23 protein-coding genes, 4 tRNA genes and 1 riboswitch are annotated in these 25,000 nt (G+C 32.5%); of the genes, 22 read left to right on the top strand and 5 right to left on the bottom strand.

The genetic code is table 11. The features are described 5' to 3' along the window. Positions 1 to 199 precede the first annotated feature (199 nt). Positions 200 to 276 (top strand) — tRNA-Arg (locus tag FYJ83_RS13485). 113 nt (positions 277 to 389) lie between these two features. Beyond that, positions 390 to 944, top strand: coding sequence for a GyrI-like domain-containing protein (locus FYJ83_RS13480; protein ID WP_154441302.1), 555 nt, complete (start codon positions 390 to 392; stop codon positions 942 to 944). Positions 945 to 1,140: 196 nt separating this feature from the next. Here FYJ83_RS13480 and FYJ83_RS13475 read toward each other — a convergent pair whose 3' ends face one another. Beyond that, a complete protein-coding gene (locus FYJ83_RS13475; protein ID WP_154441300.1) occupies positions 1,141 to 1,680 on the bottom strand; it encodes a class I SAM-dependent methyltransferase in 540 nt (179 codons plus the stop codon). 155 nt (positions 1,681 to 1,835) lie between these two features. Here FYJ83_RS13475 and FYJ83_RS13470 point away from each other — a divergent pair, with 155 nt between their 5' ends. The 8 genes from FYJ83_RS13470 (at position 1,836) to FYJ83_RS13435 (ending at position 8,902) form a co-directional block, all read left to right on the top strand. Beyond that, positions 1,836 to 2,741: a helix-turn-helix transcriptional regulator gene (locus FYJ83_RS13470; protein WP_154441298.1), complete on the top strand. Its 906-nt coding sequence runs from the start codon at positions 1,836 to 1,838 to the stop codon at positions 2,739 to 2,741. 60 nt (positions 2,742 to 2,801) lie between these two features. After that, positions 2,802 to 3,509, top strand: coding sequence for an AlkZ-related protein (locus FYJ83_RS13465; RefSeq protein ID WP_216585878.1), 708 nt, complete (start codon positions 2,802 to 2,804; stop codon positions 3,507 to 3,509). 23 nt (positions 3,510 to 3,532) lie between these two features. Continuing rightward, positions 3,533 to 3,973, top strand: a complete 441-nt coding sequence (locus FYJ83_RS13460) for a pyridoxamine 5'-phosphate oxidase family protein (RefSeq protein ID WP_154441296.1) — start codon at positions 3,533 to 3,535, stop codon at positions 3,971 to 3,973. Positions 3,974 to 4,015: 42 nt separating this feature from the next. Then, on the top strand, positions 4,016 to 4,483 hold the full coding sequence (locus FYJ83_RS13455) for a GNAT family N-acetyltransferase (protein ID WP_154441294.1): 468 nt from the start codon (positions 4,016 to 4,018) through the stop codon (positions 4,481 to 4,483). A gap of 206 nt (positions 4,484 to 4,689) precedes the next feature. After that, complete coding sequence (locus FYJ83_RS13450) at positions 4,690 to 6,375, top strand: [Fe-Fe] hydrogenase large subunit C-terminal domain-containing protein (RefSeq protein WP_154441292.1); 1,686 nt, start codon at positions 4,690 to 4,692, stop codon at positions 6,373 to 6,375. A gap of 14 nt (positions 6,376 to 6,389) precedes the next feature. Beyond that, on the top strand, positions 6,390 to 7,556 hold the full coding sequence (locus tag FYJ83_RS13445) for a SpoIIE family protein phosphatase (protein ID WP_154441290.1): 1,167 nt from the start codon (positions 6,390 to 6,392) through the stop codon (positions 7,554 to 7,556). Positions 7,557 to 7,604: 48 nt separating this feature from the next. After that, positions 7,605 to 8,057, top strand: coding sequence for a tRNA adenosine(34) deaminase TadA (gene tadA / locus FYJ83_RS13440; protein ID WP_154441288.1), 453 nt, complete (start codon positions 7,605 to 7,607; stop codon positions 8,055 to 8,057). A 98-nt stretch (positions 8,058 to 8,155) separates the two neighbouring features. Beyond that, positions 8,156 to 8,902: a GNAT family N-acetyltransferase gene (locus FYJ83_RS13435; RefSeq protein ID WP_154441286.1), complete on the top strand. Its 747-nt coding sequence runs from the start codon at positions 8,156 to 8,158 to the stop codon at positions 8,900 to 8,902. Between the two features lie 237 nt (positions 8,903 to 9,139). Here FYJ83_RS13435 and FYJ83_RS13430 read toward each other — a convergent pair. The 3 genes from FYJ83_RS13430 to FYJ83_RS13420 form a co-directional block, all read right to left on the bottom strand. Then, positions 9,140 to 9,215: transfer RNA gene (locus tag FYJ83_RS13430), tRNA-Thr, on the bottom strand. A gap of 4 nt (positions 9,216 to 9,219) precedes the next feature. Further along, positions 9,220 to 9,296, bottom strand: a tRNA-Asp gene (locus tag FYJ83_RS13425). 116 nt (positions 9,297 to 9,412) lie between these two features. Beyond that, positions 9,413 to 9,487: transfer RNA gene (locus tag FYJ83_RS13420), tRNA-Glu, on the bottom strand. Positions 9,488 to 9,871: 384 nt separating this feature from the next. On the opposite strand from FYJ83_RS13420, the gene FYJ83_RS13415 reads away from it, so the two are divergent. The 4 genes from FYJ83_RS13415 to FYJ83_RS13400 all read left to right on the top strand — a co-directional run bounded on the left by FYJ83_RS13415 (position 9,872) and on the right by FYJ83_RS13400 (position 13,406). Further along, positions 9,872 to 10,669, top strand: a complete 798-nt coding sequence (locus FYJ83_RS13415) for an ABC transporter permease (RefSeq protein WP_154441284.1) — start codon at positions 9,872 to 9,874, stop codon at positions 10,667 to 10,669. Between the two features lie 26 nt (positions 10,670 to 10,695). Then, positions 10,696 to 11,697 (top strand): ABC transporter substrate-binding protein, encoded by a 1,002-nt coding sequence (locus FYJ83_RS13410; RefSeq protein WP_154441282.1) that lies wholly within the window; start codon positions 10,696 to 10,698, stop codon positions 11,695 to 11,697. A 116-nt stretch (positions 11,698 to 11,813) separates the two neighbouring features. Next, the gene (locus FYJ83_RS13405; protein WP_154441280.1) at positions 11,814 to 12,827 is read left to right on the top strand and encodes an ABC transporter ATP-binding protein; all 1,014 of its coding nucleotides are present in this window, start codon (positions 11,814 to 11,816) and stop codon (positions 12,825 to 12,827) included. A 27-nt stretch (positions 12,828 to 12,854) separates the two neighbouring features. After that, positions 12,855 to 13,406 (top strand): CD3072 family TudS-related putative desulfidase, encoded by a 552-nt coding sequence (locus FYJ83_RS13400; protein ID WP_154441278.1) that lies wholly within the window; start codon positions 12,855 to 12,857, stop codon positions 13,404 to 13,406. Positions 13,407 to 13,514: 108 nt separating this feature from the next. Here FYJ83_RS13400 and FYJ83_RS13395 read toward each other — a convergent pair whose 3' ends face one another. After that, positions 13,515 to 13,949 (bottom strand): Dps family protein, encoded by a 435-nt coding sequence (locus tag FYJ83_RS13395; RefSeq protein ID WP_154441276.1) that lies wholly within the window; start codon positions 13,947 to 13,949, stop codon positions 13,515 to 13,517. Positions 13,950 to 14,065: 116 nt separating this feature from the next. Here FYJ83_RS13395 and FYJ83_RS13390 point away from each other — a divergent pair, with 116 nt between their 5' ends. The 8 genes from FYJ83_RS13390 (at position 14,066) to FYJ83_RS13355 (ending at position 24,981) form a co-directional block, all read left to right on the top strand. Next, entirely contained in the window at positions 14,066 to 14,377 is a 312-nt protein-coding gene (locus FYJ83_RS13390; RefSeq protein WP_154441274.1) for a winged helix-turn-helix transcriptional regulator, read from the top strand. A 127-nt stretch (positions 14,378 to 14,504) separates the two neighbouring features. Then, positions 14,505 to 14,688: riboswitch (cobalamin riboswitch) on the top strand. Between the two features lie 215 nt (positions 14,689 to 14,903). Next, entirely contained in the window at positions 14,904 to 15,947 is a 1,044-nt protein-coding gene (locus FYJ83_RS13385) for an ABC transporter substrate-binding protein (RefSeq protein WP_154441272.1), read from the top strand. 1 nt (position 15,948) lies between these two features. Further along, entirely contained in the window at positions 15,949 to 16,947 is a 999-nt protein-coding gene (locus FYJ83_RS13380) for a FecCD family ABC transporter permease (protein ID WP_154441270.1), read from the top strand. 4 nt (positions 16,948 to 16,951) lie between these two features. Continuing rightward, entirely contained in the window at positions 16,952 to 17,752 is an 801-nt protein-coding gene (locus FYJ83_RS13375) for an ABC transporter ATP-binding protein (protein ID WP_154441268.1), read from the top strand. Between the two features lie 12 nt (positions 17,753 to 17,764). Continuing rightward, positions 17,765 to 21,478, top strand: coding sequence for a cobaltochelatase subunit CobN (locus tag FYJ83_RS13370; protein ID WP_326828342.1), 3,714 nt, complete (start codon positions 17,765 to 17,767; stop codon positions 21,476 to 21,478). 13 nt (positions 21,479 to 21,491) lie between these two features. Then, a complete protein-coding gene (locus tag FYJ83_RS13365; RefSeq protein ID WP_154441266.1) occupies positions 21,492 to 22,523 on the top strand; it encodes an ATP-binding protein in 1,032 nt (343 codons plus the stop codon). Positions 22,524 to 22,548: 25 nt separating this feature from the next. Then, positions 22,549 to 24,396 carry a magnesium chelatase subunit D family protein gene (locus FYJ83_RS13360; RefSeq protein WP_154441264.1) on the top strand — a complete coding sequence of 616 codons (1,848 nt, stop codon included), beginning with the start codon at positions 22,549 to 22,551 and terminating at the stop codon, positions 24,394 to 24,396. Between the two features lie 18 nt (positions 24,397 to 24,414). After that, positions 24,415 to 24,981 carry a hypothetical protein gene (locus FYJ83_RS13355; protein ID WP_154441262.1) on the top strand — a complete coding sequence of 189 codons (567 nt, stop codon included), beginning with the start codon at positions 24,415 to 24,417 and terminating at the stop codon, positions 24,979 to 24,981. Positions 24,982 to 25,000: the final 19 nt, after the last annotated feature.

Genomic DNA, 25,000 nt, shown 5'->3' with positions numbered 1-25,000 from the left:
AATTATTTAATCAAGGATCGCTATCGCTTTCCTCCTTGACAAAATAATTACTAGCAATTTAAGAAAACCACAGCATTATTCAGAGAAAATTTTTCAGAGGTCTGTGTCACATATGTTTGACTTCTCTGAATCCAAATATTCTGGATTTGTTCATCCTTGACATCTATCCATAGATATTATAAAATATATAGGTAAATATGTTCCCGTAGCTCAGTAGGATAGAGCGTTCGCCTCCTAAGCGAAAGGCCGCACGTTCGATTCGTGTCGGGAACGCCAAATGAACCTGTCGAAGAAAGTCAAAGTCTACGATTTGCAAGCGTAGATTGCTTTTTCGGCAGGTTTTGCTATAATGAGATTGTTAATAGTATTTATATTAGGCGGTGTGAGAGATGAAAAAGATAAAGAATCATAACCTGGGATTTGATGTTTATCATTTTTCAAAAAAGGCATTTAGCATGATGGGATTTTCAAAATTTGTAAAAGATGAGAAAGAAGTGCCGTTTTTTTGGCAGGAATTAGCGGACGACGGACGACTTGATTGCCTCCGTTCGGCTTCCATGTTGCCTCCTGTTTTATTTGGATGTGGCTCTTGGGACGAGGAATGTCCAGAGGGTACATTTCGGTATACTGCTTGCATAGAAGAAACTGAATTGGTTGATTTAACTGTTTTTGAGGGACATGAAACGTTTTCCATGAAAGCTGCTGAGTCAGAATGGATTTGTTTTGAATTGGAACAAGATGAATTGCTTCACAGTTGGGATGATGGTCATGGTGCGGAAAAGCCTTATATTTGGATTGACTCTCTGGGATATTCGTTTAACGATGAAGTTGGTTTTCATTTGGATGTGATCTTTATCGCAAAAAATGAAATATACGTTCCCAAAGATTCTACGAATAAAAATCGAATTGTTCAGTTTTGGATGCCAGTTCTCCCAAAGGTTTAGTTGCACCGAATAAGCACATTATTCATCTAGCATCTTTTTCACAGTACCCTATAAGAAATATCGTCAAAAGAAGTCGAATGATTTTATATTCGACTTCTTTCTTTTTATACGATATAATGCAGATAATTTATATAATGTGCAGGTGGTGTAGTATGGCAATTGAGTTAATATCTGAATGCAACAAAAATCACACTCTTTACTTGATTAAAGTAAAAATTGATATATAAAAATTCTGTCCCAGTTCAAAATAGTTGATTTTATTGAAGTCATGTTTTTGCAGTAGGTCGTCAATTTGTTCGGGGCTTAATCTACTTTGGACAGGTGGACCTATAGGAGTCTGGCGTTTATGAAATTCAATAATACCTAAGATGCCATTTATATTCAGAATTCGCTTGATTTCATCTGCCATACCATCCATGTCCTTCAATTCGTGAAAAACAGTAGAAACTAAAGCTATATCACAAGAGGATGAAGGTACATCCTGAACATGGTTTTTAATTATAACATTATCTGCATTTTGTTCTCCTTTTTTCATATTTAATATTTCAAGCATTGCAGTAGATATATCCACTGCATATATATTAGATGTAGTTAATTTAGATGCAGAAAATGTAAAGATTCCTGTTCCTGCACCGATATCACAAAAAGAATTTCCATCTTTAAGATTGAGGATTTTAAGTGTTTCTAATGGATTTAGTTCTTTTATACGTTGAGGATTTTCCAACTTATGTTCCATATATTTAAACTCTCCTTTCTAGATTAAGTATAACAGCTGTTATTACATTAATATACCCCCTGTCAGTATATATTAATATACTAATATATTTAATATTAGTCAAGAAATTTAGTTGAGATTTCATATGTTATAATGGTAATAGGAGGTGGAAATCCATGAAGATTGATCGTTTACTTGGAATACTGACAATTTTACTTCAGAATGATAGAGTAACAGCTCCCTATCTTGCTGAGAAATTTGAAGTTACTCGACGTACCATTGGAAGAGATATTGATACTCTTTGTCAGTCGGGGATACCTATTATTACATATCAAGGTAGTGGTGGTGGTATTTCTATTGCAGAAGGCTTCAAGATTGATAAAAGTATTCTGACTGCTGATGAGCTTTTGGGAATTATTGCAGGACTTAAAGGTCTTGGAAGTGTATCAGACAGGTGTTATATTGAAAAAACCTTAAATAAATTATCTGCCAATAAAGATATGATCCTATCTCTACGAGAACCTATTGTAATCGACCTTGCTTCTCATTACAAAGGTAGTCTAACAGAAAAGATTGAACTTATTAAACAGGCTATTCACGACCATAGACTAATTGAATTTGACTATTATTATGAAAAGGGTATTACCCATCGTTGTATTGAACCATACTTTATAATTTTCCAGTGGACGGCATGGTATATATTTGGCTTTTGCCAAGAGCGAAAGGACTGGAGATTATTTAAGATGATGCGATTATGGGATTTACATATTTGTGACGAAACTTATATTCCTCGTGAAATTCCACCTGAAAAGAGAGACTTCAATGACCATCTACCTGATGATAAAAAGCTAGTAGCTCTATTTGATCCATCAGTACGCTATCAGCTTATTGAAACATATGGACTTCATTGTTATACAGAAACTAAAGAAGGTTTGCTTCGTCTTGAAGTTGGCTATACAAATATGGACTTCACCATATCATGGATTCTAGGATTTGGAGATAAGGTAAGGGTAATTGAACCTGTTGATATGGCAGAACATATAAAAAGAATTGCTGTTAATATTTTGGAACAATATAAATAAACAAGACATAATGTTGTCCTGTTTAATATGATATAATTTTTTAAAAAGGAGGGATTGAGATTGAATAGCAGAGAAATAAAAGGTTATGGAGATTTCGTTAGTACATTATTGGATGTAGGCTTTTCCATGGGCGGTGGAAATAGTGAAGGTATTTTTTCAGTAATTCCATGGAATTGGAAGGAGGTACCTCCTTACGAGACACCAGTTTCTTGGCATACAGGAAATCCAGAAACTGACCCTTGGGAGTGGCGTATTCGGGTGTTAGATGAACGTAAGGATATTGCTTATTCAAAATTATTCTTCAAGAAAAGTGGATATATTACCAAGGAATGGGCTCCTTATTTTCTTGCTGTTCGGAGAGAAAATAGGACTTTTGATGAGGAATACTCGGAAGGTACAATCAGTAACACTGCAAAACGTATTTATGATGCTATTATTGAAAATGGAACCTTGCCCTTACATGGAATAAAGCAGTTGGCAGGCTTTGGGAAAGAGGAGAAATCTCAATTTGATAGAGCTTTGACAGAGTTGCAAATGAAAATGTATTTGACCATGTGTGGAAGACAGCAGAAGATATCTCAAAAAGGAATGGAATATGGATGGTCTTCAACTGTATTTTGTACAACTGAGAATTTTTGGGATGAAGATGTATTTGAGAAAGCAGCAGAAATTGAGAAGGATGAGGCAATTGAAAAAATAAAAGAGCGTGTTTTTATGCTTAATCCTAATGGAGAGGTAAAAAAGATTTTGAAATTTATTAAGGGCTAAAAAATTATTACGGAGGTGACAAAATGAGTAAAGAGATTATTGAAAAAGCAGGAGAAATTATTGATAAGAATACAGCTCATAATTTATTGGAAGGCTCAGAGCCTTATTGTGTTCTTGCACTTATTGACAAGGATGGTTATCCTACTGCTTCAACTATTACGGCATCAAAGTCTGATGGAATTAATTGGATCACATTTTGTACTGGGCTTAAAAGCAACAAGGCAAAGCGTATAGAACACTGTAATCGTGCCAGCCTATGCTTTAATAGAGATGGTGCATATAATATAACCTTAGTAGGAACTATTGAGATTGTAACAGATTCAGCTGTGAAGGAGGAAATGTGGTATCCAGGAATGGGACAACATTTTAAGGGTTCTGATGACCCAGAATATTGTGTTCTGCGTTTTAAGACCAATCGATATAATCTTTTAGTTGATTGGCAGGAAGCAGAGGGAGTATTGTAAAGAAATATGAATTTTTAGAATAAATTGAGATGGAGAGATTATATGAGCTTAATTACTGAAATGACAAAAGATTTTGCTGAAAATATTTCAAATTGGATCTATGAAGAACCCTATTCTATATATAGTTTAGAAAACAATCTAGAAACCATTCTTGAGCTTATGGGTGGGGATTATTATGTTTTTATAGATGATGAAAATCAATTATTTGGGTACTTTTGTTTTGGTAAATCCGCACAAATACCAACTAATGACTATATATATTCTGAAGAAGTATTGGATATTGGATTGGGTATGAAGCCAATTTTATGTGGAAGGGGATTAGGATATACATTTTTAAATACTGGGATGGACTTTGCTAAAAAGCAATTCAAAGCTGAAAAATACCGACTAACAGTTGCTTCCTTCAATAAACGAGCAGTTAGTTTATATGAAAAAGCTGGTTTTATAATATTAAAGACTATTAATCATTCTAAGTCTGGAGATGAATTCTATATAATGGTTAAAGAATAAAAGGATTGAACAACATTATTTTTACATTTTAAGCGTACTTTGAAGGGATTTTCATTATCTTGACAGTATAGATATATACTGTTATTATTATAACAAACAGTTGATTTAATATAGAAATATAAAGAATGAAATTAAGATTTTTCTTTTATTCAGTAATAAGTTTTCATAATTAAATTAAATAAACTATCTCAAAGTAGGCGAATTATATGGCAATTTTAAGTTTTAAAGAAATTGAATGTATGGATTGTTATAAATGTATCAGGTATTGTCCTGTTAAATCTATAACTGTTAAAAATGGACGAGCACAAATCATTGAATCAGAATGTATTTTATGCGGAACATGTACTGTTATTTGTCCCCAAAATGCAAAGGAGGACAGTAATGATATTCCTAAAATTTTGGAATTGCTTAGTGAAGGACGTGAGATTGTGGCAACAGTAGCACCTTCGTGGATTACTGCATATCCAAAGGCGTCATTTAAAAGCTTTTCTGATGCACTGATTAATCTTGGATTTTCACATATTGCTGAAACAGCAGAGGGTGCATATGTTGTAAAAAGTCAGTATGAAAAATTAATCAAAGATAAATGGAACGACGTGATCATATCCTCTTGTTGTACTACAATAAATCTATATATTGAACATCATTTTCCTGAGGCTTTGGATTTCTTGGCTCCAATAATATCTCCTATGCAGGTAAGTGCTAATAAGTTAAAAGAGCTATATCCTAATGCTATAGTGGTATTTATTGGTCCATGTATTTCTAAGAAAGCAGAATGTGGTGAAAATGGAGCAGATTATGTAATCACCTTTGATGAGCTTGAAGGATGGTTTAGAAATTCTAGTATAGAACCTAAAGAAGATGATTTAGTGTCTATGCCAAAACTATCTCGTTCCTTTCCATATAGTGGAGGTATATCAGATAGTATGGTAAAGGAAAGTGAATTTCAATATATGGCAGTTGATGGGATTGAAAATTGTATAAATGCGTTGCAGGAAGTGGTTTCAGGTAATCTGAAAGGATATTTTATAGAAATGAGTGCTTGTACTGGTAGCTGTATAGGAGGGCCATCTTTTCAAAAAAGTCAACATAGGCAGATTTTGGCGAAAACATTGGTTAAGAAGCAAGCAGTAGATGAAAGTGGAGATAATACTGATTTTGATGTGAAAGCTGATTTTCCATTAAAACGAAAATTTTTCGATAAAAAAGTAATTTGTATGCCTCCTACAGAGTGGCAACTATCTGCAATATTAAAGAAGATGGGAAAGAATACTATGGAAGATGAACTAAATTGTGGTTCATGCGGTTATTCAAGCTGTCGAGAAAAGGCTATGGCTATTTATCAGAACAAAGCGGATATCAATATGTGCCTACCCTTTATGAAAGCCCGTACAGAATCCTTTGCAGATAAGGTTATAGAGTCATCTCCTAATCTTATACTGGCTGTGGATATTGATATGTGTGTTATAATGATTAACAATGCTACTTGTAAAGCTTTTCATCTATCTTCACCTAAGGACATTCTCGGCTCTCCTGTTTCACGTATATTGGATGAGTATAATTTTGTTGATTTGATTGCAAGTGGAGAAGAGAGGATAAGCAGAAATATATACGTTGCTGAATACGGTCTATATCTGGAGCAGACTCTTATATATGATAAGGCAAATAGTATAATAAGTTGTGTAATGAAGGATATTACTCAGCTCCGTATGGAGAAAAATAGGATTCGTCAGGCAAAGATGAATTCAGCCAATATGGCTGATGAAATTGTGGAGGCTCAGTTACGGACAGTACATGAGATAGCATCTCTTTTAGGGGAAACAGCTGCAAAAACTAAGTTGGCAATAATGGACTTGAAAAAAACAATACTTATGGATGACGAGATTTTTTAGGATAGGTGGCTAATATGCTTGATTATGTACTAGATTTTGCAAAGCTAAGCTATAATAAATATACAGAAAGTATTTGTGGAGACTTTTATTATAAAGAAACTACAGAGGATGGAACCACTGTAGTTCTTTCTGATGGTTTGGGAAGCGGAGTAAAGGCAAATATACTGGCAACATTAACTTCTCAAATATTAGGTACATTGCTTTCAGGAGGTATGATTTTAGAGGATGCTATTTTTACTACAGTGCAGACATTACCTATTTGCAGAGAACGAAAGCTTGCATATGCTACATTTGTCGCTGCAAGAATACAGAAATATAAGGTATACCTGACACAATTTGATAACCCTCCTGCTATACTTCTTCGAGGAGGAAAATATGTGAAACATGAAGCTACACGTTTTTTCATTCAAGAGAAAGAGATTTGGGAAAGTACTATACCTTTGTATTTTGATGATATGCTTTTTCTAATGACAGATGGAGTTACAAATGCAGGATTAGATAGTGGGTTTGGAGAAGGTTTAGGACATGATGAAGTTGTAAGACTTTTGGAGCAATGGTATAGATCAGGAGTTTCGGCGGCACTGCTAGGAGCACGTTTAATGAATGCCTGCTTGAGCCTTTATGATGGAAAACCTAAGGATGACACTACGATTTTGACATTGCAGCTTCGAGAACGAAAAGCTGTAAATATTATAATTGGACCTCCTGAAAATCCCGCTGAAGATCATAAGATATTGAATATGTTCTTTGGAAAAAAAGGAAAACATGTTGTATGTGGAGGAAGTACAGCCAATATGGTTGCTAAATTTTTAAAAAGGCCTATTATATCTATAGATAATACCTCATCTGAAAGTATACCTGCCATGTCAAAAATAGAAGGGGTAGATTTAGTAACAGAGGGTATCATTACCTTGAGAAATATTCCTAAGCTTATACGTGAATATGAAGAAAATGCTATTATTTTACTTGAACTGGAAAAGAGAAAAGATGGTGTAGCTATGTTGGCACGTATGTTAATTGAGGATGCAACGGATATAAATATATATTTAGGAAATGCTGTAAATGACAGCCATCAAGATGGAGAATCGGGAATTGATATGGTGTCAAAATTAAAACTTGTACAGAATATAGGAGAAAATCTTGAAAAGATAGGCAAGAAGGTAAAGATTAGTATGTGCTGATATGTAAATGAAAAGCATATCTAAATTTAGCAATGTAAGGTGATATTGATGGATATTTTATATATGAGAGAAGCTTTGAAAGAAGCAGAAAAAGCTTACAGCATCTATGAAGTACCTGTAGGTGCTGTTGTTGTTTACGAAGGAGAAATAATTGGTAGGGGATATAATCAAAGGGAAACTTTAAATGATCCGACAGCCCATGCTGAAATCCTTGCAATCAAAGAGGCAAGTAAGCATCTTGATGCTTGGAGGCTGCTTAATTGCACTATGTATGTGACTTTAGAACCTTGTGCAATGTGTGCAGGAGCAATAGTTAATGCCAGAATAGGAAGACTGGTTATGGGAACTAGAGATCCTAAGAGAGGTTGCTGCGGAACTGTAGAAGACTTAACTAATCACCCTAAATTCAATCATAGATTAGAAGTAGAATTTGGTGTATTGGAGGATGAATGCAGTAGCATAATCTCGGACTTTTTTAGAGAGCTTAGGGAAAATAAATAGATCTCAATAAAGAATTGATTGCTTTTTAAATGTCATTATTATGATATTTCTTGAGAAGAGTTAAAGTAGGCATGTAAATATAAGGGGGATATAAGAGTATGTATACAAAATCTGAAATACTTAGTATTGCAAAAACACAACTGGCACTTGATTATAATTGTCAGATTTCAGACTTTAAAAAAGAGGAAAATATAATTACTGAAAACAAGCTCCTAGAGGGAAGGCGTATCAATGAAAGTGATGGATGCTTCCTAAAGATAATTACTATCGGTGGTAAGGCAATAATTTGTGCTGATGAGAAAATAAGACCTTGGATTGAAGAGAAAATATTAAAGAAAAATGCACTTTGGTTGTTTGATTACGGTAATCTTAGGATGATAGATAATAAATTAAGAGAATTTGGCCATGAAATTGATGAGATGCCCCATTTTTATCTACCAAACCCTGTTACCTGTGAGATAAAGCCTATGACTACAATAAAGTGGTTTGAAAAGGAAGAGATATTACAATTTAAAGATGATAGTAGGTTTGAGCAAGCTTTTGTTTTTGATGAGAATTATCCAGATGTTCTTGGAGTTGCTGCTTACGATGGTGACAATATCATGGGGATGGCAGGATCTAGTGAAGACAGTAAAACTTTATATCAAATTGGTATTGATGTGCTACCTGAATATAGAGGAAAAGGTATTGGTACAAATTTGGTTGCATTATTAAAGCAGGAGCTTTTAAAGCGTGGAAAGATACCTTTTTATGGGACATCAGTATCTAATATTAATTCTAAGAATGTTGCAATAAATGCTGGCTTTTTTCCAGTATGGGCAGAGGTATATTCAAAAAAATTATAGTCCTAAGAAGATATGTTATGTTATAGATTATTCAATACACTATCTTAGTGATTATATAAAAAGTGTGGGATTTGCTAGAATTGAAGTGATTACAACAATACATGGAATGTTCCTTATGATTTTTTATATAAAACACAAAAATGACACCGTATTTGAAATATTTATTTCAAATACGGTGTCATTTTATTTTGATAAAACGCTTAAAGCCCTTGATTATCAAGGGCTTTAAGATAAGTTTGGAGCTGGCGAGAGGAATTGAACCCCCAACCTACTGATTACAAGTCAGTTGCTCTGCCGATTGAGCTACGCCAGCATAATGGCGACCTGGAAGGGACTCGAACCCTCGACCTCCAGCGTGACAGGCTGGCATTCTAACCAACTGAACTACCAGGCCATTATATTTTACAGCCTCGAAACTCAAATCTATTTACTCGTTACACCCGTATAGATTTGGTTCTCGTTGCATTTGACCTACATCAACTTAACTTAGTTCGCTGTGTTAGGTCATAATGGTGACCCCACCGGGATTCGAACCCGGGTTACCGCCGTGAAAGGGCGATGTCTTAACCGCTTGACCATGGGGCCATATGAGTCGTCTAAAGACAACCTTCTTAATATTAACATGGATTATTATATTTGTCAAACATATTTTTATATTTTATTATTTAACTTTTTAAAATGATAATGTAACTCGTTGTGCTAGTTAAAATTTACAAATATAAAAACTCCAGCAATTATGTTAATCTATCATTAATACTGACAAATAAATTACTCCAACATACATTAAACAACGCCACAATATCAAGGCTACCTAAAATTATATTATTAAAAAAGATAATAGCAATTTAATTGCTATTATCTTTTTTAATAACACTTCAATATCTTATAGTGATAGATTATTATATGTATACAGCGTGATGTTATTGACAATACTCGACAATTTTGGATCAAGATGAAAGGATGGTGATTATGGAGAAGAGAAAAAATAATCTTATAGTTATCACAAGGATATTGATTGTTATTCTATTTATATCTTTCTGGGAAATTGCTGCTAAATTAAAGCTCTATAATGCTTTTTTTACAAGTTATCCAAGTGAGATTATTTTAGATTTAAAACAATTTTTTTTGAGTGGAGACTTAGTAAAACATACATCTATAACCTTACGTGAAGCACTTGCTGGATTGTTTTATGGTACTATTATAGGAATTTTTGTTGGACTATTATTTGGACAAGTACAATCATTAGGTAAAATTTTTTTACCGATAATTACAGCTATTCATGGTGTACCTCAACTTACACTAGCACCAGTATATATATTATGGTTTGGACTGGGTCTAACATCAAAGATATTTCTTGCAGCATTAATGGTCTTTTTCAATGTTTTTTTCTCTACTTATGCAGGTATTCAAAATGTAGAACCCAAGCTCATTGAATCCGCGAACTTACTAGGTGCAGGAACGATACAAACAATATACCATGTCGTGTTACCATCTAGTATGCCTTGGATAATAGCTGGCATTCGTAATGGTGTAGGGGCTTCTTTAATTGGTGCAATCATTGGAGAATTTATGGGGGCTTCGGCAGGGTTTGGATGGATGATTGCTTATGCGTCATCATATTTTAAAATTGCTCGTGTTATGTCATGTATTTTTATTTTATTAATAGTAGGTATTATTCTTAATTTTATTCTTGATAAGATTGAAGCATATTTACTGCGTTGGAGAGCAGTTACAAGATTATCTCTACATCATGAAAAAAATACATAAAATCTAATTAAATAAGGAGGCAGAATATGAAAAAATCAATAATTATCGTACTTTTAATTTGTTTAGTAGCTGGAGTATTTACTGGATGCACATCAAAAGGTGTTTATAATGATTCTGATCTTACAAAAATTGTAATATCAGAAATGAGAGGAGAGTCTTGGATTCCTGTATATGCAGCTGAAATGTTAGGCTACTTTAAAGAAGAGGGTTTAGATACTGAATGGGTTGTTTTTAAAGATGGGCCAATAGCTTTCCAAGGAATGCATGCAGGAGATTCACAATTTTGTATGTTATCTACTGAGCCGGTACTTCGTGCTTTTGAAGAGGGCTTAGAGTCTAAGATTGTTATTTCAACAGTAAAGAATAAACAATATATTTTTGCTGGAAATTCTGAAATAACAAGCGTTGAACAATTAAGAGGTAAGACGATTTTTGCTGGTATGCCAGGTTCTGCTCCTTATTCATTTGTTCTTTCTGTTTTAGAAGAAGCGGGACTTTCTGAAAATGATGTTGAATGGATAAATATGGAGTATGGAGCTGCTTTGGTTGCACTTGAGCAAGGAAGTATAGCTGCATCATTTTTTGATGGAATTCATATTAATGAACTTAAAAATCTAAATGCCAATATTTTAATTAATACCTCGGATCCTATACAGCATGAGGCACTTTATGGTTCTAAGTACTATGAATCACAAATGGTCACAGTTACTAAGGAGTTTGCAGAAAAAAATCCTGAAACAGTTCAAAAATTTGTAAATGCTGTTATAAAAGCTATGGCATGGCAATCAGAGCATACTGATGAAGAACTTGCGAAATTAGTTTCTCCTATGTTTGAAGGTAAAGATTTAGTTGAAATTGTTGGCATATTGAGAGGGTCACTTTCTAACGATGGTTTCTTTTCCGAAGAAGGCTATAATGCAATCGAAGGTTTTTGCTTAGAACAAGGAATTATTGAAAACCCTATTGGATATGAAAATGTAATTGATATGTCTTATGTGAATAATGCAATAAAATCATTAGAGAAATAAAATTCTTTCAAAATATATTATAACAGTTAATCTAATTTCTAAGAAAAACATATTGGAAGTTAGATTAACTTTAATTTATTGTTTATAGATGATTTAATCAAATTAAGGAGATAAACATGTCATATATTGTTTTTGAAAATATAGAAAAATATTATGGTGAAAATCATGTACTTAAAAATACCAATCTTTCAATTCATAAGGGAGAATTTGTTACATTACTTGGCTCTTCAGGCTGTGGAAAAAGTACACTTCTTCGATGTCTTGCTGGATTAGAAGGGGTAACCAGTGGAAAGATATTTCTAGATGGAGAAGATATTACTTTTTGGAATCCTAAGAGCCGAAATATTGGGATGATATTCCAACAATATAGCCTTTTTCCTAATATGAATGTATATAATAATATTTCATTTGGACTTAGGATGAAGAAGGTTAAAAAAGACACTATTAATGGTCTTGTGAAAGATACTTTAAAAATAGTAGATCTCCAAGGTTATGAAAAGCGATATCCTTACCAGCTTTCAGGTGGCGAACAGCAGAGAGTGGCATTGGCAAGATGTATTGTTACTAAGCCCAAGGTATTACTACTAGATGAGCCCTTGAGTGCAGTAGATGCGAAGCTTCGAAAATCTTTACAAGCTAGGATAAAGGAAATACATAGAGAACTTAATATGACTTCTATATTTGTCACCCACGATCAAGATGAAGCAATGACTATGTCAGATACAATTCATATAATGAGAGATGGTATTATAGAACAATCAGGAACCCCTTTTGAAGTCTATAGTAATCCAAAAAGTATTTTTGCGGCAAGTTTTGTTGGAAATTACAATATATTGGAAAAAGATCAATTCTCAAAACTAATAAATCAAGAGTATTCAACTTATTCAAAAATTGTAATTAGGCCAGAGACTATTGAAATATCTCATGTTAAACTAGAATCTTGCAAAGATTCATATTCTGTTTCGGGTAAAATTATTGGTATACTCCCTCAAGGTAATATTATAAGATATACAGTTGATATCAATTCTGTTTCTTTAAAAGTGGATGTGCTCTTTAATGATTTGGAACTTTATGCTTTGGGACAAGAAGTATATTTAAAATTTAAGAAAAATCATTGTATTAATCTATAACTATGGAATAGTTAAGGAGGATGGAAATTGAAAAGGAATAAAAAGATAATATTAATTTGTCATTGTATCATTAATTCCAATTCTAAGGTTGAAGGTCTTAGTCAGTATGGGGGAATTTTTAAGGAATTTGTAAATCTTATTGCAGAGAAAGATATTGGTATTATTCAACTTCCTTGTCCAGAAATGATTGTATATGGAATAAAAAGATGGGGCCATGTAAAGGAGCAATTTGATACCTTATTTTATAGAGAACAATGTAGAGAAATGCTTAGACCAATAGTTCAACAGACTAAAAGTTATATTGATGCAGGATATGAGATTCTAGGAGTTGTGGGTATAGATGGAAGTCCAAGTTGTGGAGTTAATTATACTTGTTCTGGAGAATTCAGAGGAGAGATTTCGAATAATGATGAATTAGAAAGCATCCTTGAAACTTTAAAGGAAGTTAAAGGTTCTGGTATATTTATGGAAGAGTTAACAAATTATCTGAAAGAATCTGGAATAAAGATACCCTTTATAGCAATTAATGAAAATGATGTATATAGTTCTTTGGATAAAATAGCAGAATTTATAAACTAGAAAACAGTAATTCTCCTATTTATCAGTTGTTAGCTCGAGAATAAAAAAGGCTGTTTCATAACTGATAAACCAGTTATGAAACAGCCTCATTTTATATTATACTTATTTTTATTTTAATATAGAATTAATGAACCATATATTTTTACTATAATCAGCAACGTAGTCTTCAAATATGGCTACAGTTTCAAAGTCTCCTTCTTCATCAGCTATATTTCTGATTTCAGTTGCTAATATTTTCATTTTTTCTAAATCTGTTTTAACTATTTCTAATGATTCTTTAATTGCAAAATCTTTAGCCTTGATTTCTTCAATATCTGAATTATCTAGGTATTCAGCCATAGTTGATAATGGCATTATATCTTTCATCTTTAATAATTCTGCAACTTCGTCTAGATTTTCAAATAATTTGTCATATAGACCTTCAGTAAATTCGTGAACTTGAACAAATTGGTTACCTACAACATTCCAATGGATATTGTGGAATTTAATATTCAATACAGCCAAATTTGATAAATATTTTTGTAATAAATTTACATGTTTCATATAACCCCTCCTAAAAATTTTTAATTAACTATTAATTAGTATCTTTCTTTAATCTAATTATATGATAAAATAAGATAAACAAAAAGGCACAAATTTGTTCGTAAGGATGTGAAATTATGAAAAGCAAAATTTCTAATGGATTTGAAATTGTACATGATTTAATTAAACTAAGATGGATACCAGAAATTCTAAAGTCTATCCATCTTGGGAATGGACGGTATAAGGATATTTTAAATAGTATCCCATATATGAGTCATACAGAATTAAATAGGAAATTAACTATATTACTAGACAGAAAGGTTATAGAGAAAATAACCGATGGAAGTGATAACTACTATTCCTTGCAGAGCTTTGGCAAAGATTTAGTTCATATTTTTTATCACTTAGAAGATTTGGAGGATAAGTATTTTGAGCAAAAATCTGGATAAACAGGTATAATGAGTTGATTTCCTTGTATTAAACATTCATCAGGTCTTAAGTATTAATAAAAAGATAACAAACATATTTGCTGAAGCTTGTGTGGAATTTATTTATGTAGTATAATGTTGATTAAAATTGAATATAGGATAAATAGGTTTATAGAATTATTATTCTATTGTAATAGGGAAGTAGGGTGTAAATCCCTCACGGTCCCGCCGCTGTAAAAGAATAGTCTTTTCTAAATGCCACTGGGAAACTGGGAAGGCAGAAAAGATGATTAAGCTTGAGTCAGAATACCTTCCTATTTTATTAGCAGAATAACTCTACGGTAGATGGAGAAAGCTAGTTTTTAAGTAAATTGCTTTATTTGGCTATCCTTCTGATGATTATTTTCAGAAGGTTTTTTGATAGCAATTATTTTTGGATTTAAAACAACAAAAATGGTCTATATATAGGCTTACAAAACTCCAGCAATCGTAGAATTCTATGAATGTTGGAGTTTTTTATGTACCGTAAAAAGAAAGGGTGAAAAAGATGAAAAAGTATAAAAACATATTGTGGTTAATGATTTTGGCTGTAATAACCACTAGTATTTCAGGTTGTACCAAAACCACAGGAGTAGGTGGTTTAACCAATGTTCAGAATACAGAAAAGGTAGATGATACTCAGCTATCAATAACTGTAGAAGGAGACAAGTATCCCTTAACTGTAAAGGACTTTTTAAAAAAGGAAACTATTTTAAAAGAGAAACCAGAGAAGATAGCTGTATTGTCTGGTACTCCTTTAAACATTTGGTACGATTTAGGAGGCAAGTCTGTATGTACATCTGACGTATCAGACAATGTGAAACTTATACCAGAGTATAGAGAGGAAATACGAAATCTTCCAACTATAGGGCCTGTATATTCTATAGATATGGAGTCTGTAATACCTCATAAGCCAGATTTAATTATAGCTCAAGTTGGAACCCAATCAACTCAAGCAAAGAAGTTAAGAGAAATGGGTTTTAATGTAATCACTACTCATATAAGAGGATATGATGATGTGGTGTCTACATATAAGGCATTTGGAAAAATACTTGAGAAGGAAGAACTAGCTGAAACTAAAATAAAGGAACTGGAAAAACAGAAAAAAGAAATTGTATCAAAATTACCAGATGAATCTAAATCTGTAGTTATATTATATATAACTTCTAAAACACTTGCTGTAAAACTAGATAATAGTATAGCAGGAGATGTTGCTAAGATATTGAGACTTAAAAATATTGCATCTGATTTACCACCAGATACTATAGGATCAGAAACTACGCCATTGGATATAGAGTATATAGTGGAGAAAAATCCAGATTATGTTTTAGTTACCAGTATGATTTCCAGTAATGAAGAAGCTATAAAATCCATAGAGGAAGAATTTAACACAAATCCAGTATGGAGTGGGGTAAAAGCTGTACAGGAAGGTCGTGTTATTCATCTTCCACAGGAATACTTTTTGTATAATGCAGGGCCTTATTATAATGAAGCCATAGAATATATGGCTAAAAATATTTATCCAGAAATTTATGAAGAGGTGAATAAGTAGGATGAAAAGCGATATTTCCCTTAAAGACAATAAAGGTTTTAAAATAACCATTATTGCTATTTTAATAATACTGTTTTTTGTGGGTTTTATACTGGGAAATACTAAAGGCACTCTTGAAGTTGGGGCAAAACGTATATTTGAAGTTATTATGACAGATGACGGAAGTGCGGAAAGAATGGTAATTTGGAATATTAGATTGCCAAGAATGATATTAGCTGCTTTAGTAGGTGCAAACCTTGCTTTATCAGGTGCTATTTTACAAGGGGTTATGAAGAATCCTTTAGCAGATCCAAGTATTATTGGTATAAGTAGTGGTGCAGGGCTTTTTGGTATAGCAGTATTAGTTATCTTTCCTCAGCATGTTGGTTTAGTACCTATTGCCGCCTTTATAGGGGCTATGTTAGCAGCTTTTATAATATATATTTTATCTTGGAAGGGTGGAATACAAACTACAAGAATAATATTAGCAGGTGTAGCTGTATCGGCCTTATTCGGAGCAGGTATTTCAGGTATGCTAGTTTTCTATAGTGACCGTGTTCATGGAGCATTAACCTTTATGAATGGAAGTTTATCTTCAAGGTCTTGGCCAGAAGTATATACCATATTACCTTATACCATAATAGGAATTATTTTAGTAAATATATTTGCAGAGAAACTTAATATTTTAATATTAGGTGATGATGTTGCAAGGGGTTTAGGGTTAAATGTAGAGGCTGCAAGACTTGGATTTACTGTTCTCGCTGCTCTTCTAGCTGCTAGTGCAGTAAGTGTTGTAGGACTTTTAGGATTTGTTGGTCTTATAGTGCCTCACAGTATAAGACTAATAATGGGAAATGATTATAATTATATGTTTCCTGCAACAGCATTATTAGGCTCTATACTTCTAATGTTTAGTGATACCTTTGCAAGAACGTTTTTAAGTCCAACGGAGATACCAGTAGGTATTGTAATGGCAGTATTAGGAGCACCATTCTTTTTATTCTTGCTGAGGAGGGAGTAAATGGATGAATAATAATATTATACTAGAGATTAAAGATTTAAGTATAAGCTATAAAAACAAGAATGTTTTAAAAGAAATAAATCTAAAGATAGAAAAAGAAAAGGTTTATTCTATAATTGGACCAAATGGTTGTGGAAAAACTACCTTAATGCGTACCATAAGCAGAGGTATAAAGCCTAAACAGGGGAAGGTACTTTTATATGGAAATAATATATTCAATATGAAAAATAAACATGTAGCTAAAAAAATGTCTATACTAAATCAAGCTAATGATACCATAAGCGATGTAAATGTAAGGAAATTAGTTCAATATGGTCGTTATGCTCACAAGGATTGGTGGAAAGGTATAGATGATAATGATGATAAGATAGTGGAATGGGCCATGGAGAAAACTGGAGTTACTAGTCTTCAAAATAGAAGAATAGATACCCTTTCAGGAGGAGAAAAGCAAAGGGCATGGATAGCCATGTCTATTGCCCAAAAACCAGAAATTCTTCTATTGGATGAGCCTACAACTTATCTTGATATATGTCATCAGTTAGAAATTATGGAACTAATATCTAGACTAAATAAAGAAGAAGGTATAACCATAGTTATGGTACTACATGATATAAATCATGCGGCTAGATATTCAGATGAGCTTGTTGTAATAAATAATAAAAAAATACATAGTCAAGGGGATCCTTGGACTATATTAGAATCTAAAGTTTTGGAAGAAGTCTTTAAGATTGAATCTGAAATAACAAAAGATAAAGACACAGATAAACCAATATTTTATGCTAAAAAAGTAGTCTCTAATAGTTAGGAGGTTGTTAAGGTGAAGATTACATTTATAACTGTATCAGCCCCAGGAATTAAAAATTTAGTTGAGGCGGGAAAAGACATAAATCAAAGCTATTCTAAAATCCTCGATTTAAATATTTATTATGGAAAAGAAGAAATGTCAGATGAAAAAAGACAACAGATGATAGAAGACATTAAGGAAAGTAATATAGTATTTGTAGATTTAATGGGGAGTCCTTCAGCCATAGTGAAAGATGTATATATAGGTCTTGAACAATGTAATGGAAATATAATTCCATATGGAAGTTCTGCAAGGGAATATATGCGTCTTGGAAGTTTTACTATGGAAAGTATGAAAAGCAGTAACAAAAAAATGGATATGGCTGCCATTGAAAAAATGAGAAATGCAGCAGAGATGCTTGGAAAAGTAATGCCAGGCAAAATGAGAGATATGAGAAACTATTCTAATATAATGAAATATTTTAAGGTAGCAGATAAATCAAACATAAAGAATATGCTCTATCTTCTATTGAGGGATTATGGCAATATAAAGGAATTACCTAAGCCCCTTGAACCAAGGGAAGTGGATGAAGTCAGTATATGTAATCCAGAAAACTTGAAGTTTTATAAAGACTATGGAGATTATGAAAGAGATTTTCCCTTCGATAATGAAAAGCCTATAGTAGTCATGCTTTTTTATGGACATACATACCCTACAGATACATCTTCTTGCGTTGGACAGATTAAGGAGAGGATTGAGGAGTTTGCAAACGTTTTGCCTGTTGCGGTTTCAGGGGCCTTTGTAAAGAATGAGGAAAAAATTAGGGATATAATACTAAATTCCACTAAAAATCCTATAGATATTATATTGAACTTTATGTCCTTTAGACTTGGAGCAGGACCAATGGGGGGAGATTCTCAAGCAGGTATAAATCTATTGGAAGAAGTAGGTGCGCCATATTTTCATCCATATTTTATGTCAAGAAGAACTGTAAAAGAATGGGAAGAATCTACACAAGGATGTAGTACATCAGAAGTACTTATTTCTGTTATGTTGCCAGAACTAGATGGATGTATAGAAACTTATCCTATTGGAGCTATGACAGAACCAAAATATGATTCTGAATTTGACATTATGACTGATGAGCTTACTATTATAGAGGAAAGGGTAGATAAGCTAGTTTCCAGAATCAAGTCCTATATTCTTCTTAGGAAAAAGAAAAATGAAGAAAAAAAGGTAGCCATTATATGCTATAACTATCCTCCAGGAGAGAGTAATTTATTTGGAGGGGCATTTCTAGATACTTTTGCTTCAGTTGAAAATACTTTTAAAAATCTTAAAGATAATGGATATAATTTAAACGCTTTTACAAAAGAAGAGTTAATGGATAAATTTACTGCTGGTGGAATTGTAAACTCAGGAAAATACAGTGATGATTGGGATAATATAATAAAATATAAGGATATGGAGTATAAAAAGGAACTAGAGAAAAGTTTAGATGGTGAAGAAATAATAACAGCCTGGGGTCAAGTACCAGGGACTATAATGAGTACTGAAAATAATGAATTCTTGATTCCTGGCATAGTTGAGGGAAATATATTTTTAGGATTACAACCAACTAGAGGTATTCATGAAGATGTTGAGAAGGCTTATCATGATAAAACATTACCACCTCATCATCAATATTTAGCATTTTATAAATGGATTAAAGATGAGTTTAAGGCTGATGTAATTATTCATGTAGGAACTCATGGAACATTAGAGTTTTTAAAAGGTAAGGAATGTGGAATGAGTGGTAATTGCTATCCAGATAGACTTATATCAGATATTCCTCATATGTATCTATATTATTGTGGAAATCCAGCTGAAGGAACTATTGCTAAAAGACGTTCTCATGGAAATCTAATAGGATACCAGCCGCCAGTATTTATTCAGGGAGAGCTTTATGGAGATTTTTCAAAGCTAATGTCTATGATAGATAATTATCATCAATCTTTGTTATTAGCTCCTCAAACTAGTAAGGATATATTAGGAAATATATTGGAGTTAGCAGAAGAACTTAATCTTCCAAAAGATATTGTTGAAATAGAATCTGAATTATATAGAATGCAGAAAAGTCTTATACCAAAGGGACTTCATATATTTGGGAAGGGATATAACCAAGAAGAAGCAAGGGAATATGCCAAAGGGTTATTAAGATATAATAGAAATGGTATTTTTAGTGTTCGAGAATTAGTAGCAAAATCTAAAGGCTACAACTTAGATTTTCTTCTGGATAATAACAAATATGAGATTGTAAAGGATATAGATGAAGAAGCAGAAAAAATTATTGATTATTATTTTGAATATAAAAATATAGGCAATACTGAAATTTCACATTCAATAAACAAAGATGAGCTTAAAAAATCATTGGAATTTGGACTACAAGTTACCAATTCTTCACAGGAAAACCATGAAATTAAAGGTTTGCTACGAGTATTAGGAGGACATTATAATCCTGCAAAATTAGCAGGAGATATTTATAGACATCCTGAAATATTGCCTACTGGATATAATCTATATCAATTTGACCCAAGGCTTATACCTACTAAAACCGCTTATATAAGGGGAGAGAAGATTTGCTTAAATACCCTTGAATCCTATAAAGAAGAAGAAGGAGAATATCCATTATCTACGGCAGTTATATTATGGGGATTAGAAACATCAAGAACCCAAGGGGAGACGTTTTCACAGATATTAGCTTATTTAGGAGTTAAAGTTTCGGATAAAGGGAATATGTGGGAACCTAAATTTGATATTATTCCAATTGAAGAATTAGGCAGACCTAGAATAGATGTTACCATAAATATATGTGGATTTTTCAGGGATATGTTTCCAAACTTGATTACAAGCCTTAGTGAAATATTTGAAAAGATTTGGAATCTAGAGGAAACTGATGAAGAAAATTACTTTAAAAGAAACTCAAAAGAAATATATAAAAAACTTATAGATGAAGGTTATGATGAGAAAGAAGCAGAAGAACTGGCTATTTCTAGGATATTTGGACCTAAAGAAGGTGGTTATGGTACAGGAATAACGGGAATAATAGAAACCAAAAATTGGGAAGATGAAGAACAACTAGGCAAAGTATATATAAGCAGTTTGCAATATATATATAATGAAAAATCTCATGGTAAAAAAGTTGAGGGGCTTTATGAGGAAAACTTAAAATCTGTAGAAATTATTTCTCAAATAAGAAGTAATCATGAATATGAAATTACGGATTTGGACCATTACTATGAGTTCTTTGGAGGATTATCCAAGTCTGTTGAAATGGTAAAGGGGAAAAAGGCAAAAATGTATATAACCGACACAACAGGAGAAAGAGTAATCAGTGAAAGTGTAGAAAAGTCCATAGGCAGAGGTATAAGAACTAGGGTGCTTAATCCTAAATGGATAGATGGAATGTTAGAGCATAAATATCATGGTGTTCAAAAGATTGCAGATAGATTTGAGAATATAATGGGGCTTGCTGCTACTACAAATAGTGTAGAGGAGTGGATTTATGAAGATATGTATAACTCCTATGTTGAAGATGAGGAACTTAGAGAAAGACTTATTGAAAATAATTCTTATGCTTATATGGATATATTAGAGCAAATGACTGAGTATTATAACAGGGGCTATTGGGATGCAGATGAAGAAAAGATAAACAAAATTAAGGAATTGTATTTGAAACTTGAAGATAATATAGAAGAAAGTTTATAAGGAGTGTAAGAATATGGAGAATCATAGACTAATATATCCTTTTACCGCCATAGTAGGGCAAGAAGATATGAAAAAAGCATTAATATTAAATATTATAAACCCCAAGCTAAATGGTGTTTTAATAAGGGGAGAAAAAGGAACAGCAAAATCTACAGCAGTAAGGGCTTTAATAGATATTCTTCCAGTTAGGGAACAGGTTGTAGATTGTATTTTTTCTTGTGATCCAAGGGATTATAGTTCTTTATGTGAAAACTGCAAAAAGATACTTGAAGAAGATATAAAGATAAAAAAAGAAAAAATGCGAGTAATTAATTTACCTGTAGGTGCTACAGAAGATAGAGTAGTTGGAACTTTAGATATAGAATATGCAATAAAATCTGGAGAGAAGAAATTTGAACCTGGAATATTGGCAGAAGCGAATAGAAATATTTTATATGTAGATGAAGTGAATCTTTTAGATGACCATGTAGTAGATGTATTATTAGATGCTGCTGCCATGGGAGTTAATTCGATTGAGAGAGAGGGAATATCTTATACCCATCCATCAAAATTTGTTTTAATAGGCACTATGAACCCAGAAGAGGGAGATTTGCGTCCCCAATTAATAGATAGATTTGGATTAGTTGTAGATGTATATGGTGAAAGATGTCAGGATTCAAGAGTTGAAGTAATTAAGAGAAGGTTAGGCTTTGAAGATAACCCTCATAAGTTTATAAAAGAGTATGAGAATCAGCAGAAGAATTTAGCAGAAAGAATAGAACAGGCAAAGGACTTATTGGATAAAGTAGAGTATTCAGAAGAATGTTTAAGACTAGCAGCAGAAATAGCCATAAAAATTGGTGTAGATGGACATAGGGCAGATATAACTTTCATAAAAACAGCAGTAACCCATGCTGCCTATAGGGGAGAAATAAAAGTAAATAAAGAGGACCTTATTGCAGCAGCTAAATTGTCTCTCCCCCATAGAATGAGAAGACAACCTTTTGAAGAAGGAGTCATTGATTTTCAACAAATCAATGAACTTATTGAAAGAACAATAATGTAAATATAGAAAGGTTTGTGATTTAACTATGTTTAATAATTGTTTTCCTTTTTCAGCTGTATTAGGACAGGAAAAAATTAAAATGGCTCTAATATTAAATATGATTAACCCCTATATAGGAGGAGTTCTTATAAGTGGAGAAAAGGGAACTGCTAAAACTACATTAGTAAGAGGAGTCTCAAATGTGATTGATTACATGAATGTAGTGGAATTACCTCTAAATATTACTGATGATAGACTTATAGGCAGTATTGATATAAAAAAAGCCATAGTAAATGGAGAGAAAACCTTTGAAGAAGGAATTTTATATAAAGCACATAATCAAATTTTATATGTTGATGAAGTAAATTTATTAAGTGAACATATAGTAAATATACTTTTAGAGGTATTATCTACAGGCACCAATATAGTAGAGAGAGAAGGTATATCTTATAGGCATCCATCCAGATTTATATTAATAGGTTCTATGAATCCAGAAGAAGGTATTTTAAGACCCCAGCTATTGGACAAGTTTGGACTATATGCGGAAGCTAAAGGAGAAATAGATTTAAATAATCGTATAGAAATAATTAAAAGATATATTGAATATGAAAATAATCCTTCGGAGTTTCTATTAAAATGGAAGGAAGAAAATGAAAAAATAGGGAGTTTAATAGATAAAGGCAGAGCAATAATCAAAAATATAAAAATAAAAGATGAGGATTATTATTTTGCAGTAGATTTATGTAAAAATGGTAACTGTTCAGGAAATAGGGCGGAAATAATATTAATTGAAACAGCCAAAGCTATTGCTGCCTTTAATCAAAGAGAGTATATAACTGAAAATGATATTAAAATTGCAGCAACTTATGTATTACCTCATAGAATAAGAGAGTCCATAACATTTGAAGAACTAGAGGAACCTTTAGATAAAGATGCACTGGAAGATAATGCTTGTAATGGGGATTATGAGTCTATAGATAGTCATGATTTAGATAGACCAAAGGAAGATATAGAAACAGATACAAAAGAAGATGATATAAAGGAAAATATAGAAGATATAGTTCCATATAATAATGAAATATCCATAAATATGGATTTTAGAAAAATGACCAGTAATCAAGGTTCAGGAAAACGAACTAAAGTAAAAGCAAATAGCAGCAAGGGAAGATATGTAAGATGTAAAATTCCAAGGGGAAAGGTAAAAGATATAGCCTTTGATGCTACTTTTAGAATAGCTGCTTGTAATCAAAAAAATAGAAATAAAAATGGACTAGCTGTATGTATAAAGCCTCAAGATATAAGGGAGAAGGTTAGAGAAAAACATACAGGAGCCACCATTTTATTTGCAGTAGATGCAAGTGGTTCCATGGGAGCCAAAAGAAGAATGGGGGCAGTAAAAGGAGCAGTACTCTCATTGTTAAGAGACGCATATCAAAAAAGAGATAGTATTGGTATAGTGGCATTTAGAAAGGACAAGGCAGAGATATTATTAAATATTACGAGAAGTGTAGATTTAGCAGAAAAGTATCTTAGAAAATTACCTACTGGTGGAAAAACACCATTAGCTGCTGGACTCTATACTTCCTATCAAGTTCTAAAAGCAGATAAAATAAAAAATCCAGATTCATTACAATATTTGGTGGTAATTTCCGATGGGAAAGCAAACGTTTCCTTAGAGACAGAAAATCCACTGGAGGATGCTTTTAATTTAGGTATGAAAATCAGAAATGAAGGAATAAAAACCATGGTAATTGATACAGAAAAAAATTATATAGAATATGGATTTGCAAAGGAACTAGCTGAAAAGATGGATAGTGAATATATAAAGATTAATCAAATATCTAAAAGTGATATTGAGACAAGTATAAAAAACTTGCTGAATATAAATCAATAATAAAAGGAGAGAGTTTATATGAAAAAAATAGTATCATTATTGTTAGTACTTATGTTAACAATGGCAGTAGTAGGTGGATGTTCGCCGAAGAACAACAATGTAGAAGAGAGTTTACAAACAAACAATGTTGAAAATGAAAATCAAAATGAAAACCAAGATGTATCAAAATTTGAAGAAAAAGATGGACTTTTAGTATATACTGATGTGGAGAATGGACCCTTTGATGAATCAGGATTAAAAATATCAATTAAAGAAGGCGAAGATGGTTATGTTGAATTTATAAAGACTGATTTGGAAGGAAATGAGACTGTAGATTATTATAAATTTGATTATGCAACTAATACTATGGAAAAATACTACTATGTTTCAGCAATGGGAACAGCATTTTATTACTATTACGATTTAGAGGAAGGGCAATTGGTAAAGGTTGAGGATGGAGATCATAATGACAGTACTGAAGGTATGAAGTCATCTGGAAGATGGGACAGTGCTGCTGAAAAAACAGATGAAGAGGTAAAGTTATTAGAGGATTATTTTAAAGAACAATATAGTATGACAATTAAAGAATCAGTTTTAGGAAAATAGACAATAAATATTAAAAAAT

This window comes from Tissierella pigra, assembly GCF_009695605.1.
Lineage (GTDB): Bacteria > Bacillota > Clostridia > Tissierellales > Tissierellaceae > Tissierella > Tissierella pigra.
The sequence above is the reverse complement of the archived record's forward strand: the minus strand, read 5'-3'. Positions and strand labels throughout refer to the sequence as shown.